The organism is Enterobacter sp. ECC-175 (assembly GCF_043968675.1).
GTDB lineage: Bacteria > Pseudomonadota > Gammaproteobacteria > Enterobacterales > Enterobacteriaceae > Enterobacter.
Map to the genome: position 1 here is coordinate 3,137,453 of NZ_CP143776.1, position 13,460 is coordinate 3,150,912.

The 13,460-nt window shown below is 55.8% G+C and carries 10 protein-coding genes; 1 reads left to right on the plus strand and 9 read right to left on the minus strand.

The window, feature by feature from the left end; translation table 11 throughout:
* Positions 1-105 precede the first annotated feature (105 nt).
* Positions 106-336 (minus strand): putative cation transport regulator ChaB, encoded by a 231-nt coding sequence (gene chaB, locus V1599_RS14930; protein ID WP_112011621.1) that lies wholly within the window; start codon positions 334-336, stop codon positions 106-108.
* Between the two features lie 270 nt (positions 337-606).
* Here chaB and chaA point away from each other — a divergent pair, with 270 nt between their 5' ends.
* The gene (gene chaA / locus V1599_RS14935) at positions 607-1,707 is read left to right on the plus strand and encodes a sodium-potassium/proton antiporter ChaA (RefSeq protein ID WP_112011620.1); all 1,101 of its coding nucleotides are present in this window, start codon (positions 607-609) and stop codon (positions 1,705-1,707) included.
* Between the two features lie 45 nt (positions 1,708-1,752).
* Here chaA and V1599_RS14940 read toward each other — a convergent pair whose 3' ends face one another.
* The 8 genes from V1599_RS14940 to kdsA form a co-directional block, all read right to left on the minus strand.
* Positions 1,753-2,985, minus strand: a complete 1,233-nt coding sequence (locus V1599_RS14940; RefSeq protein WP_395300337.1) for a cystathionine gamma-synthase family protein — start codon at positions 2,983-2,985, stop codon at positions 1,753-1,755.
* Positions 2,986-3,017: 32 nt separating this feature from the next.
* Entirely contained in the window at positions 3,018-4,220 is a 1,203-nt protein-coding gene (locus V1599_RS14945) for a sulfotransferase (protein ID WP_395300338.1), read from the minus strand.
* Positions 4,221-4,258: 38 nt separating this feature from the next.
* Positions 4,259-5,557: an ATP-grasp domain-containing protein gene (locus V1599_RS14950; protein WP_395300339.1), complete on the minus strand. Its 1,299-nt coding sequence runs from the start codon at positions 5,555-5,557 to the stop codon at positions 4,259-4,261.
* 3 nt (positions 5,558-5,560) lie between these two features.
* Positions 5,561-6,904, minus strand: coding sequence for a hypothetical protein (locus V1599_RS14955; RefSeq protein WP_112011616.1), 1,344 nt, complete (start codon positions 6,902-6,904; stop codon positions 5,561-5,563).
* Between the two features lie 18 nt (positions 6,905-6,922).
* On the minus strand, positions 6,923-8,752 hold the full coding sequence (locus V1599_RS14960; RefSeq protein ID WP_395300340.1) for a carbamoyltransferase: 1,830 nt from the start codon (positions 8,750-8,752) through the stop codon (positions 6,923-6,925).
* Positions 8,749-10,641: an iron-containing redox enzyme family protein gene (locus V1599_RS14965; RefSeq protein WP_181573236.1), complete on the minus strand. Its 1,893-nt coding sequence runs from the start codon at positions 10,639-10,641 to the stop codon at positions 8,749-8,751. The genes V1599_RS14960 and V1599_RS14965 overlap by 4 nt, the downstream gene beginning before the upstream one ends.
* Before the next feature lie 381 nt (positions 10,642-11,022).
* Positions 11,023-11,943 carry a GDSL-type esterase/lipase family protein gene (locus V1599_RS14970; RefSeq protein WP_220092927.1) on the minus strand — a complete coding sequence of 307 codons (921 nt, stop codon included), beginning with the start codon at positions 11,941-11,943 and terminating at the stop codon, positions 11,023-11,025.
* A gap of 656 nt (positions 11,944-12,599) precedes the next feature.
* Positions 12,600-13,454: a 3-deoxy-8-phosphooctulonate synthase gene (gene kdsA, locus V1599_RS14975; protein WP_112011612.1), complete on the minus strand. Its 855-nt coding sequence runs from the start codon at positions 13,452-13,454 to the stop codon at positions 12,600-12,602.
* Positions 13,455-13,460 lie beyond the last annotated feature (6 nt).

The window sequence follows — 13,460 nt, forward strand, 5'->3', positions numbered from 1 at the left end:
TTTACCAGCAGGGCGTTAACGATAAGCAATTCACAGGCCAGTTGCAATACGGCGGCGGATCAACCGCCTGAAAAGTCAAACTTCAGGCGGCCTGTTGTTTCAGCGTTATTTCTTTTTATGCCATTTATCGTCGTCGCCTTTTTCATAATCATGCTTTACCGCCGCCCACGCGACCTTGTGCGCCGTCTCTTCCCGGCTGGCGTCGTCCCGGCGGTCGTCCTTATCTTTGTACTGTTCCCACGCGCTGTTAAAGGCTTCTTTGTAAATATCCTGCGCATGCGACGGGAGAACATGCTGTACGCTCTCGGGTAAATCGCGTTTCGTTTTATAGGGCATCTCTCACCTCTCTTTTGCTAAAACATTAAGTGTGGTTCAGCCCGCCGACTCGCGCCAGAAAGTTTCGAATTATGTATTTCATAAGACATTAATCCTCTGTTATTCAATATATATTTATACAAAGCATGCCATTATGGATAACATAGCGAAATAAACCACGAAGCGGTAAAATTAAGTAAACTTTCATCAATATTAGCCACAAATCTGTTAGTTTATCGACCTCAAAAATACTCTCTATAATTACAACCACCTGCACTGATGGAGAAGCACATGACAGCAGCACATGAGGCGGTGAAGACCCGCCACAAGGAGACATCTCTCATTTTCCCTGTTCTGGCACTGGCGGTGCTGCTCTTCTGGGGAAGCAGCCAGTCACTGCCAGTGGTTGTGGGGATCAACGCTCTTGCCCTGGTGGGCATTTTAACCAGCGCCTTCAGCGTGGTCCGCCATGCGGACGTATTAGCCCACCGTCTGGGCGAGCCGTACGGTTCTTTAATCTTAAGCCTTTCCGTTGTTATTCTTGAAGTTAGCCTGATTTCCGCACTGATGGCCACGGGAGACGCTGCGCCAACCCTGATGCGCGACACGCTCTATTCCATCATCATGATTGTGACGGGCGGCCTGGTCGGGTTTTCACTCCTGCTGGGCGGGCGCAAATTTGCCACCCAGTATATGAATCTGTTCGGCATCAAACAGTATCTGATCGCCCTGTTCCCGCTGGCGATTATCGTTCTGGTCTTCCCGATGGCGCTGCCGGGCGCTAACTTCACCACCGGTCAGGCGCTGCTGGTCGCGTTGATTTCAGCCGCAATGTACGGCGTGTTCCTGCTGATTCAGACCAAAACGCACCAGAGCCTGTTTGTTTACGAGCACGAAGATGACGGCGACGATGACGACCCGCACCACGGCAAGCCGTCCGCCCACAGCAGCCTGTGGCACACCGTTTGGCTGATCGTCCATCTTATTGCGGTGATTGCCGTAACCAAGATGAACGCCAATCCGCTGGAGACCCTGCTGACCGAGCTGAACGCGCCCGTGGCGTTTACCGGCTTCCTCGTTGCGCTGCTGATCCTCTCCCCGGAAGGGCTGGGGGCGCTGAAGGCGGTGCTGAACAATCAGGTGCAGCGCGCGATGAACCTGTTCTTCGGTTCCGTGCTGGCAACCATTTCACTTACCGTACCGGTGGTGACGCTGATTGCGTTTATGACCGGCAACGAGCTGCGGTTTGCGCTGGGCGCGCCTGAGATGATTGTGATGGTGGCGTCGCTGCTGCTGTGCCAGATCTCGTTCTCCACGGGCCGCACGAACGTGTTGAACGGCGCGGCGCACATGGCGCTGTTTATTGCCTACCTGATGACGATCTTTGCGTAACGCACGGTGGGGAGCGGACCCTTCCCTCCCCACCGCTGAACGCGCCTAGCGTAATGCCTGGTCAAAATCCGCGATCAGGTCTTCAACATCTTCCAGCCCTACCGAGACGCGCACCAGGCCATCCGGGATATTCATTAGCTTGCGCATCTCCGCGCCGGACTCCCAAAACACGGTTGGCGCCACGGGGATGGCGAGCGTGCGCGTATCCCCCATTCCCGTGGCGCGCGATACGATGCGTAGCCGGTTCATCATCGGCAGCAGCGCCTCAATATCCGCGACCTCAAACGAAAGCAGCCAGGAGCCCGCGCGAAAATGACGCAGGGCATATTCATGTTGAGGATGGCTGGGTAAAAACGGATAAAGCACGTTTTTTACCTTCGGATGCGTTTCCAGAAACTGAGCCAGCGCGAGCGCGCTTGCGCTACTCCGTGCCACCCTCAGCTCCAGCGTTTCCATCCCAATGGCTATCTGATGCGCATGTTCCGACGAAAGCGATGCGCCCATATCCCGAAGCGCTTTCTTGCGCAGCTGGTTAAGCCCCCACTGTTTGCTGTCGCCTTTGCGGTAGCTTTCTGAAATCGCGGCGTAGTTGCGCCAGTTAAATAGCCCGGTATCCGTTACGGCCCCGCCTAATGCAGCACCATGTCCCCCCAGCGTTTTGCTGAGCGAGTTGATGGCCAGCCCGGCCCCTACCTTTTTAGGGCTAAAAAGCACCGGCGAGGTGATGGTGTTGTCGATGACAAACAGGATCCCGTGTTTTGCGCACAGCTCGCCGATCCCCTGCAGGTCGGGAACTTCCGTGCCCGGGTTCGCAATGGTTTCAAGGAAGACCATTTTGGTCTGCGGCGTGATGGCGTCTGCCACTTCCTGTAGCTGCGTCGAGTCGACCTTGCTCACGCCGACGCCCAGCCCGGACAGCGTATCCAGCAGGCTGTTGGTGCCGGCAAAAACATAGCGGCTCGTCACCAGGTGGTCGCCGGCGCGCAGCATCGTCAGGAATACCGCCGCAATGGCCCCCATGCCGGTGGCGAAACACACGCTCCCGATCCCCTCTTCCAGCATGGTCATTTTGGATTCAAGGGCGGCGGTCGTCGGGGTTCCGGTACGGGAATAATTAAACGCGCCTTTCAGCTTGCCCTGAAAAACATCCAGTAAATCTTCAATCCGCTCGAAATCATATTGAACGGCAGTGTGAATAGGCTTGCGGATCGCCCCGTGCTCGACGCCAAAGTGACGGTCTGCGTGGACGATACGGGAGGTTAATGATTGCTTAGACATACAAAATCCTGTTTATAAATAGGGTCAGAGAATTACTCTTCCACTGACGTCAAAGAAGGCGTCATATCCGGCGCGGGAATTACCCGATAACGTTCGAGAAAAGCGCTATAGCTTTCAAAACCCGTAACCGTTTCTTTTACGTTGTTATATCCGCGCTTGCGATTGCGCTGAATGTCCTGCAGCTCATTTAACCGATGACGGAATGTGTCGGTCATCGGAATGCCCATTTCGGCGTAGACTCGCCCAAGGGTGCCCGGAATATCTTCCAGCAGCTGCGCATAATCTACGTAGGTGATTGCCCCTTTCGCTTCTAATTCCTGGCAGAATTTCATCTGCTGCTGGCACTGGCGTATGCGGAAATTGAGGTTATCTTCGTGATAGCCCGTCAGAGAATGCGGGTTAATGCCGTGCTTTGCGCGGATGGAGGCTTCCGATGCCGAAATATACGAGTTCACGAAGCCGCCGGGCTCACGCCCGATGCAGAGGAAACGGGCGTGAGGGAAGGCAGCGTAGAGCTCACGATAGAAATCCGCGTTCTCATTCTCTTTCGTTAACCACATGCGGCCGTTGCCCCGATGATATGCGCCCCGGCGCACGACGCCGGCCAGTCCCCGGACCATTTTCTTTTTGGCATAAGAAGAGAGTGAGTCCACCGCCTCGATCCGGCGCAGTACCTTCGCAAACGGAAAGCGACGCCAGGTGAAATAGTGGTGGTACATATTTTCTTCGAGAAATACGCCGTGTCCTTCAATCGAGCCTAGCGTATGCGCGTGCATTTTTGAGGCCAGCCGGCCCTGCTCCGTATTGGGCCAGTAATCAATTTTTTCCAGCCGCTCGCGGATGCCCAAAAAATCAAATAAGCGCCACGCAAGGATGCTCGGAACGCGCCAGTCGAGGTGTTTTAAGGTGAAAAAGTTCGTTTCATCCTCTGCGAGCGTGCGCAGCAAAAAGGTGGTGCCGCTGCGCGGCTGGCTGATAATAAATAAAGGGCCAGCGACCTCCTGCTTGCGATATCCCCGAACGAAGACGTCGTCCAGTCGATACAGCAGGCCGGAAAGCGGCAGATAAAAGAAGCTTTTGATTAAGTAACCCAGCAGCGCTCTCTTTTCCTTCCCCGATATTTCAGTGCTTTTAATGCTTGAGAAAAAAATAATAAAGTACGAATGCCAAAGCGGAAACGGACTGCTGATATAGATCAGTGCAATAACGCCAATAATCGAAAGCGCGGGATACATTCCTCTCTCCTTTAAGACGTAGGTCGTAAAATGGCTCGTTATTTGAGTAACAGGTAATCTTCGCCGGAGCGACGAAGCGCCAGCTTCGTTTTTTCAGCGGCCGTCATGACGATCCATTCCGCCAGCAGGCTGACCTCGACGGCTGACGGACTGACCAGCTGAAAATGCCAGGGGTACCAGGTGCTGTTCATGTCGGGCACGTGCATGCCCCGCGTGTACTGATATGAAAACTGAGACAGCAGCGGGCGAAATTCGGCGTCCCAGTCCTGTTCGCTGAAGTCGTCGGCTAAACGCGCGGGATGTTTTGGCCCCAGGCTGCGGGTAGCTGCCGCACGCACGGGATTGATATCCCGACAGATCGCCGGCATCCGCCCCGTGAGGAAAATCTCCAGCAGCACGTCATAGGGGTCGATATCCGTGGCAAGGTTAAATACCGCCGGAATATTCCCCCCCATAATGCGCGGGTTAATTTCCACCAGTACCGGGCCGTCTGCGCCATAAATCAGTTCAATGTGAAAAACGCCCAGGTTCAGCTTACAGGCACGCACCACGCTGGCCGTGTACTCAAACATGGCATCGCGGATCGTCGTTGATACGGGGGCCGGGATAACGGTGCCAAGCTCAATGGCCGGATTTTCCGTGCAGCGTTTGCGCCACGAGAGCACCATGGGCTGAATTTCCCCCCCGGCAACCGCAATTTCAACCGAGAACAGCGGCCCCTCCACGTAGTGTTCCAGAAGCGTCTCGGCGGACATCGCGTCAATGTAGCCTTCCGGCCCTTCGACCGCGCCGCTCAGGCTGGCGAAATAGCTCACCAGCTCATCGTCATTCTCGACCTTCAGCGCGCGAAGACTCGCCGCGCCGACCTTCGGTTTGGCAATCATCGGGTAACCTATGCGCAGGGCTGCCTCCCGGGCCGCGTCAAGGCTATCCACCACCGCGTACGCCACCGACGTCAGGCCACAGGCTGCAATTTGCCTGCGGCAAATCGCCTTATCCTGTGAAAGATGCACGGCTTCAGGGTCAGTGCCCGGGAGCCCTAACGCCTTCGCGCATCTGGCCACCGAGGCCACATTGACTTCGATGACGGTAAACAGCGCGTCAATTTTCCGCCCGGCGTCGAGCGATTTTAGCGTTGCCAGCAGCGCTGCTTCGTCCTGCGCGGTATCGAGGGTGACAACCTGGTCGGTTAGCTCGGGATCGCGAAGATGGTCAAAGCTGACCACCAGCTCCTCTAGCCGCCGTGAACCGATAAACGTGACATAGTGCCCCGCTCGCTTAGCGGCGCGGAGCGCGCGCAGACCGATACGGTTAGAATCGACGATAACGACATGCATGACTTACTCTCCTTCACTCAGGGCGCTGGATTCACGTTTCTTGCCAAGAAACACGTTGATGAGAACGGGCACCATCAGCGCGAGCACGATAAAGCTCACCGTAACGGCACCAAAATTAAGATGCTCAACCAGGATGCTGCCCAGCAGCGCGACCACGATCATTAACCCCAGCCCCAGCGCGTTGGCATTGGCGACGATTTTTGAAAGCTGCTCAGGCGGGGCAGCGACAATCATGTAACGCTGGTGAACGGCCCAGGCGACCTCAAACATCAGTGCAAACAGGCCATACACCGCCAGGCCAGGGACTGCGGCGGTAATAAAGGGGAGCGGCAGCATCAGCAGCAGGGTGAGCACATGGGAAACCGGAGCGGCAACGGCATAGCGATTGCCGGAGAGATCCAGGCGGGCGGCAAAAATCGCGCCCACAATATAGGCAAAGCTGGCGATGGTTTGTATCAGCGCAATGCCAGAGGGATCCATGCCAAGCTGGTCCGTCGGGAAAACCGAACGCGCAACGTTCTGATACCCCTGGTAAAGCGCAACGGTCGAAACGTAGTAGATAATCGACATGCGCAGACGGGTGTCGCGCACGGTTGTGCTCTGCGATGCCGCGGCGGCTGGCGCCGCTTTTGCCATGCTGGCCGTCGCCGGCAGGCGCGTATAAAGATAACCCGCCACGAGATGACACAGCGTACAGAGCCCCAGAATGGCCTCAAGAGGGAGCACCGACAGCAGCAGCGCCCCCATCAGCGCGCCCACGCCGGCACCGGCCAGCATGGCCGTGTTGTAGTACGACGCCGCCTGATTCAGCGCCTGGCCTGAAAAATAGCTCTTCAACGCCACGGCCCGCGACATCTTGGACAAAGAATCCAGCCCGCCCTTCAGAAGAAGAAGAACGATCATCGCGTAATAAGAGCCGGAAACGAACGCAATGGCGGGAACAATCAACGCGCTCACGAATTCGGAAGTGAGCAGCAGGTTACGGGCAGAATAGCTGGCCCCCGCCCGGCGGATAAGCGGCAAAGCCAGAACGGCAGGCAGCCACTGGGTCAGCACAATCATGTTTGCCGCCAGCGGAGAAGCGCTATCGTTAAACACGCGCGCGGCCAGGACCATAAGCAGGAAAAACGTCGCCAGGGAGGCCAGGAAGATGGCCGCCCAGATTTTCAGAAAAATTGAGCGCGTTGAACGGTCAAGCCCCTTTTCTGCGAGCGCCACCGGACGATCCCACGTGCTGGCGCGAAGATGGAACCGGCGTTCAAACCGACCGTGGCCAAGGAGCTTACGCCATGCCCATGTCGGGATGAAAAGAAGAATATACAGAGCAGTAGTCATTGCTTTCAGCATGGTTGCTTGCCTCTTAACTTAATCAAGCGCGATTTCCGTACGCCAGTCGGTGTCATTCTCCAGGGCGGGCTGATCGTCCTTACGCAAGATACAGTTGCCCAACACCAGAAGGTCGATATTTGTTCGCATAAAGCACAGGTAGGCTTCGGCCGGCGTGCAGACAATTGGCTCACCTCTGACGTTGAAAGAGGTATTGACCAGCACGGGGTATCCCGTCATGTCATCAAATCGCTGTAAAAGCTGCGCCAGGAGCGGGTTGATTTCCGGATGGACGGTTTGCACGCGCGCGGAGTTATCGACATGCGTGATGGCAGGCATCGTCGAGCGGACGTCATTGATCGAGCCAAGATGACGGCTTGAAACAGGCTTAAGCCACCGTTCGCGCACGTCAGAAACCACGAGCATATAAGGGCTATCCTGACGAACATCGAAGAACTCCGCCGCACGCTCGGCCAGCACCATAGGGGCAAAGGGCCGGAAGGACTCGCGGAATTTGATCTTCAGATTCATGGTCTTTTGCATTTCGACATTGCGAGGGTCGCCCAAAATAGAGCGCGCACCTAACGCCCTTGGCCCAAACTCCATTCTTCCCTGGAACCAGCCAACCACCTTTCCGGACGCCAGGGCTTCGGCCGTCGTGTTCAGCATCTGCTCTTCTGATAACCGCTGATAGGGTGCCCCCTGCGCATCCAGATAGCGCACCACTTCGTCGTCGCTGAATGCCGGACCAAGATACGCTCCCTGCATCGCATCCCGATGCCCGGACGCGGGGATCATGCGTTTTTGCTGGTGTTTCGCATCCTGTTCGAGCGCAACGCCCAGGGCACATCCCGCATCGCCTGCCGCAGGCTGGATCCAAATCTCATCGAAGATCCCCGCCCGAGAGAGGCAGCCGTTCGCCACGCAGTTCAGGGCGACGCCGCCGGCAATACACAGCCGTGATTCCCCCGTCATTTTCTTCGCGGCGCGCGCCAGTCCCAGGACCACCTCCTCGGCAACCTTCTGAATGGAGGCGGCAAAATCGCAATCATCCTGGGTAATCTCGCTCTCCGGCTGGCGCTTTGGACGCCCAAACAACGCCTCAAATTTTTCGCCCACCATGTTCCGCCCCTGCAAAAAGGCAAAATATTTCATGTTGAGGGAGAAAGAGCCGTCTTCACGCAGCGTAATAAGCTCATCGAGTATTTTTTGCGCATAGCGGGGTTCACCATACGGCGCAAGCCCCATCAGCTTGTACTCGCCGGAATCCACCTTGAAGCCGCAAAAATCGGTAAACGCGGAATACAGCAGGCCGAGCGAATGCGGGTAGGAAATGGCGTTTTTCAACGTGAGGTCGTTGTTCTTTCCATGCCAGATGCTGGTGGTCTGCCACTCGCCCACCCCGTCAATGCAGAGAACGGCAGCGCTGTCATACGGGGAGGGATAAAATGCGGAGGCCGCATGGGAGCGGTGGTGCGTCCCGAAGATGATCTCTCCTTTTGGCTGCCCGCGGTTGATTTCCCGTAACGCAGACAGGAGCCGCTTTTGTGGCCTGGCCTTCCAGCGGATCCACTGCGGGAATACCTGCTGAAAAACGGCAAGACCGCCTGGCCCCGCGCTGGCAAAGGAAGAGATTAAACGCCTGAACTTGAGGTTGGGCGCATCGTAAAAGCTCAGCGACGTCAGGTCCTCAAGCGTAATGCCCGCCTCATCCAGACAGTAGCGGATGGCATCCGCAGGGAATCCGCTGTCGTGTCGTTTCCTGCTAAATCTCTCCTGCTGCGCGGCGGCAATAATTTTCCCTTCTGATATCAGGGCTGCCGCGCTGTCATGATAGTAGGCCGAAATGCCTAAATGGTACTGTCTCACTCTGCCACCTCGAAAGAATGCAATTGGCGATGTAATAAGGGGGAAAGATTGGCCGTAGCGTCCGGCCCTGGCGCTCGGGAAGAAAAGAAGTTCAGCCGTTCCGGGGCATCAACTTCCGGCGCGAGGGATTCATACCCTCGCCGTATGCGCGCCCAGGATTCTGTTACCGGCAGCAGATCCCGCGTATGGTGCATCCAGGCGTCGATGGCCTCAGCGGCCCAGGCTGCGTGTCCGGTAGAGACGTTATCTATCGTGTTGTGCAAATCGACAAAGGTGGTCGGCAGGCCATGGTGCTTGAGGAAACGGTGGGCATTTCGGTAAGTACCGCCGACGCCCGACAGCTCCATCGCCAGATTCATGCCTAAAATTTCCGGGCGGTACGTCAGCGGGAATTTACCGAGGCACAGCCAGTAAACCGGCAGCTGAAACGCCGCATCGTCGAAGCGTGGATCCTGCGCAAACGCCAGCGAGCCGGTTGCCGGCAGGGTTATCGACATGGCGGCCAGAACATCACGGTAAATCTTGGGATGATTCAGCCGCCATTGGCCGTTCCCCAGCTCGTCCCAGTACGTCTCAAATAGCCGACTTCCCGTGCGGGTGGAGGCAAGCGTGATATCGGTAAAGCCCTGAAGCCATGCGCCATCAATCAGGGTGAGCGGCGCCAGCTGTAGCGTCTGCGCAATCACCGCCTCCCGGGTGGGCATTTCAGCATCCTGCGAGGCGCTAAAGCGCTGGGCATGCGCATCGTGCGAGGCCAGCAGCCATTCCCGAAGCACGCCCGGAGACCACGCCGGCGGGAAAGCGCGGGCGCTTTTGTCGACGGAATCTTGTGATTTTTCCAGCCAAAAGGAGCAGTACCTTCTGGCAAACTCGCGCACCCCGGGAGTGAGCGCTCTGCCCTGCAGCAGATAAAACGCGCTACGGATGTCGCCGGGCCGGACGCCAAGCGAGCAATCGCCCGCCCGGACCTCTCGATAGGCAGACGCAACGCGCGCTTCGGCCGGTAACGGCGCTTCATCGGCAGCGGGGGCATCGGCGAGACTGAGGATCCAGCGGCGGATCGTCAAAATATCTTTCTTGCTGAAGATGCGGAACATCGGCCCATTGTCCGACACCAGTCCGTTGACCAGGGCGCTGCGCTCCGGCATACCGGGGCGAACCAGGCGGCTACGCCCAATCGCATCCACCAGGGGCAGTGGATTATCGCGGGCTTCTGCAAACCATCGGCTAAGGGGGCGCCCCTCAAGGCTGAATCCTTCATGATAAACCTGAGCTTCGCGGGCGCGCTCCTGAATGAGGATCGCCATCGCCAGGCGCGGGTTGCACTGCGAGCGCACGATCGTCAGCACGGCCTCGTCCAGCTCCTTCATTAGCGCCTCGAAAAGCGCAATGCCGAAGGCACACCGCTTTTGCGCAGCTGGCTGAGCGCCCAGGCCATCGATCAGGGCCTGGCTATACGGCAAAAGGTTTTCCCCGTCAGAAAAGGCGGCTCCCTGCCCTCGCCCCATGTTGAGGCTTGCCAGCGCAGGATCGGCCGCGTCGAGCGACTGCCAGACGGGCAGAAGACCGGCGGTTCGCCAGGCATAATCAAATCCAATCAGCTCATAATCGAAGGCATCGCTGCGCCTGCTCATTGCGTAGAGCGTGGCGGGAAACCGAAAGCAAATATCGCGGATATCGCGGTTATCGCGTAATTCCCGACCGGCGGTGGCAACGTCATAAGCCCCGTGGACGCGCGCCAGGGCGCAGAACCGGTCAAATCGCCCATTTTCGGCATGACCTACCCCAACGTCATCAGCAAGCAATGTCAGAAGATGAAGATGCGCCGCGTCCTCAAAAACGCCCGGTGCGCTCATCCCATGAAGCGCCGCGCCCATACAGGCAGCCAAAGGGGCCGTCTGTTGAAGAATGATATTCTGGACAGCCGTGCCAGGTTCGGCCTGCGCAAGAAATTGTTTCCAGCGTAAGCCGGATTGATGTATTGCCCCGGAAAGAGAGGACAACTGCGTTGAAATACTCTCGACCGGCTGACCGAGTTCAGGAAATAAACTGCAAATATTATCCGCATCCAGATAAATTTCTGGACGCTTAGAATAAGCAAATACATCGCGCCACATAACGTCTTATTTTCCTGTCAATTAACGGCAAAAACCCTTTGCAACGAGGAACATTCAGTTCCTAAAACATGGGGTAAATAGATGGATCGTCTTTTTTCTTTTTATTTTTCTTTCGGCGCTGGAACAACGATTTGATTGCGCGGATAAGTTTCTTCATGGTTCCCCCTCTCTTTTTGCAAGTTGTTCAAGCAGTATGCGGGCAACGAAATCATGCCCCTCATCGGTAAAATGAATACGATCGACAAACAGCCAAAAATCATCGGTAATGACGGACTGAATAGCGGGCGTCAGGTCAATAAAAGTAATACCCAGTTCATGACACGCCGCAGCGAGCCTGTCGCGATACGTTTTGTAGGCTGCCTGCGTCAGAATATCGCCATACTGTTGGGCAAAGCCGCCCTGCTTTTCACGCTCCTCGAAGAGCAATTGTTCTTCTTTAGAGCCGCGGCTGCGCACCCAATTAGCCAGAGGCTGGAGTACAAACGTTAAGGGAGCCTTCATATCCGCACACAGCGCCGCCCAGTTTGCTAAATTCCTTCGGGTCAGGCTGACGGCGTACGCTATTTGCGCCTCGAGCGTGGGCACATCATCCTGCGCTTTTTCGTCCTTACGGCTAAGCCAGCGGGAAAAGCGAGACGCGCCTGCGCTCTCCATGGCGTTCTGGTAGATGTTTCCCATGAAAAACGCGCCATGATCTTGCCTCAGCCGCGCGGGCAAGCGCGCCAGGCCCAGATCGTTAAAGCCGGACATCAGTACGACTTCGTCAACCTCTGGCAGCAGGTGGCGGTTAAGCGAAAACAGGATCATCTCCTGAGTGGAGTTAAAGCTTCGCCCGCCGAAATTCATCCACGGCGCGCCGGAAGCCTCATTTTCAGTCAGCCGCGATGCCAGCGTATTGCTATCGGCACTGGCGCCAATGCCAAATACCGTTGAGCTTCCCGCGATAACCCGACAGCGGCTAAGCTGGCTGCAATCCCCGACGGAATAACGTTCTCCGCGGGCGTAACTGTACCTGAACCCCCGGCTATCCGTATTAATGACGGGCGACCGATAATTATACGGATGAAAGTACATGATATATGGAAGCCAATTAATCTTGCCATCATCAGCAAATTCTTCTGAATATGCCCGCATGTATGGCGTTAATTGTTCCACCGAAGTCATCATTTCTCCCAGTTCATATCAGATGTCTGATTATCACAGACGCTAAAGTGAAATTACGTTTAACCGCAGTTATGTAACGTTAGACGTGACCAAAAATATTACTTTCTTAATTTTTATGCCCACCCATAAGGCTTTCTAAGAATATATTCTGTATCCTCTTAAAAATAACACGCCTTAATTAGGACGTTTTGAATGTATATCTATCGTCAAAAACAAGTCAATCACAAAAATTTAACATGCCGATTGAGCCATTTTCATGCAAATGATGATTCACCTCTTATGGCAGAATATTCACCTGTTATATTTGTCATGCCAGATACTATTCGCTTAACTTTGGTAAATTACCGCGCGCCTGAATGAGTTGAAAATTTTTCATCTTGTCTAATCGTGATAATTGACGGTGGATTATTAGCGATACTAATACGGTTTTTCGGCGCGATATTTGCCTGACAGGATTAAACCCTTATTGTCACGGTAAGTAACAATATTGAAACTGAACAATTATTTCGGATATAAAAAAACCCGCCGAGGCGGGTTTCGCTAAATGCGCTGATAGCGAGCGCGGATCAGTTGCTGGTATCCAGCTCTTCGAAGCTTTTCACCAGGTCGTCAATGGCTTTGATCTGCTTCAGGAACGGCTCCAGCTTGGCCAGCGGCAGCGCGGACGGGCCGTCGCACTTCGCGTTGTCCGGGTCCGGGTGAGCCTCAATGAACAGCCCCGCCAGGCCAGTTGCCATACCGGCGCGCGCCAGCTCGGTTACCTGCGCACGACGACCGCCGGACGCGGCGCCAAACGGGTCGCGGCACTGCAGGGCGTGGGTGACGTCGAAAATGACCGGAGACTGGTTAGAAACGTTTTTCATCACGCTGAAGCCCAGCATGTCGACAACCAGGTTGTCGTAACCGAAGTTTGCACCGCGATCGCACAGGATCACCTGGTCGTTACCGCCTTCAATGAACTTATCGACGATGTTACCCATCTGCCCTGGGCTTACAAACTGTGGTTTTTTCACGTTGATCACGGCGCCGGTTTTCGCCATCGCGGCAACGAGGTCGGTCTGGCGCGCCAGGAACGCGGGCAGCTGGATCACGTCAACCACGTCGGCGACGGGCTGCGCCTGGGACGCTTCGTGCACGTCGGTGATCACTTTCACGCCAAACGTCTGCTTCAGTTCCTGGAAAATTTTCATCCCCTCTTCGAGGCCCGGGCCGCGGTAGGAGTTGATGGAGGAACGGTTGGCTTTGTCAAAAGAGGCTTTAAACACGTACGGAATGCCCAGCTTCTGGGTCACGGTCACGTAGTGCTCGCAGATACGCATGGCGAGATCGCGGGACTCCAGCACGTTCATACCGCCAAACAGCACGAACGGCAGGTCGTTTGCTACCTTGATGTCACCAATGCTAACCACTTTTTGTTTCATAGGATC

What these genes read in the sequence shown, in the direction of transcription:
- chaB (WP_112011621.1), bottom strand. Translation starts at nt 336, where the DNA reads ATGCCCTATAAAACGAAACGCGATTTACCCGAGAGCGTACAGCATGTT.
- chaA (WP_112011620.1), top strand. Translation starts at nt 607, where the DNA reads ATGACAGCAGCACATGAGGCGGTGAAGACCCGCCACAAGGAGACATCT.
- V1599_RS14940 (WP_395300337.1), bottom strand. Translation starts at nt 2,985, where the DNA reads ATGTCTAAGCAATCATTAACCTCCCGTATCGTCCACGCAGACCGTCAC.
- V1599_RS14945 (WP_395300338.1), bottom strand. Translation starts at nt 4,220, where the DNA reads ATGTATCCCGCGCTTTCGATTATTGGCGTTATTGCACTGATCTATATC.
- V1599_RS14950 (WP_395300339.1), bottom strand. Translation starts at nt 5,557, where the DNA reads ATGCATGTCGTTATCGTCGATTCTAACCGTATCGGTCTGCGCGCGCTC.
- V1599_RS14955 (WP_112011616.1), bottom strand. Translation starts at nt 6,904, where the DNA reads ATGCTGAAAGCAATGACTACTGCTCTGTATATTCTTCTTTTCATCCCG.
- V1599_RS14970 (WP_220092927.1), bottom strand. Translation starts at nt 11,943, where the DNA reads ATGTACTTTCATCCGTATAATTATCGGTCGCCCGTCATTAATACGGAT.
- kdsA (WP_112011612.1), bottom strand. Translation starts at nt 13,454, where the DNA reads ATGAAACAAAAAGTGGTTAGCATTGGTGACATCAAGGTAGCAAACGAC.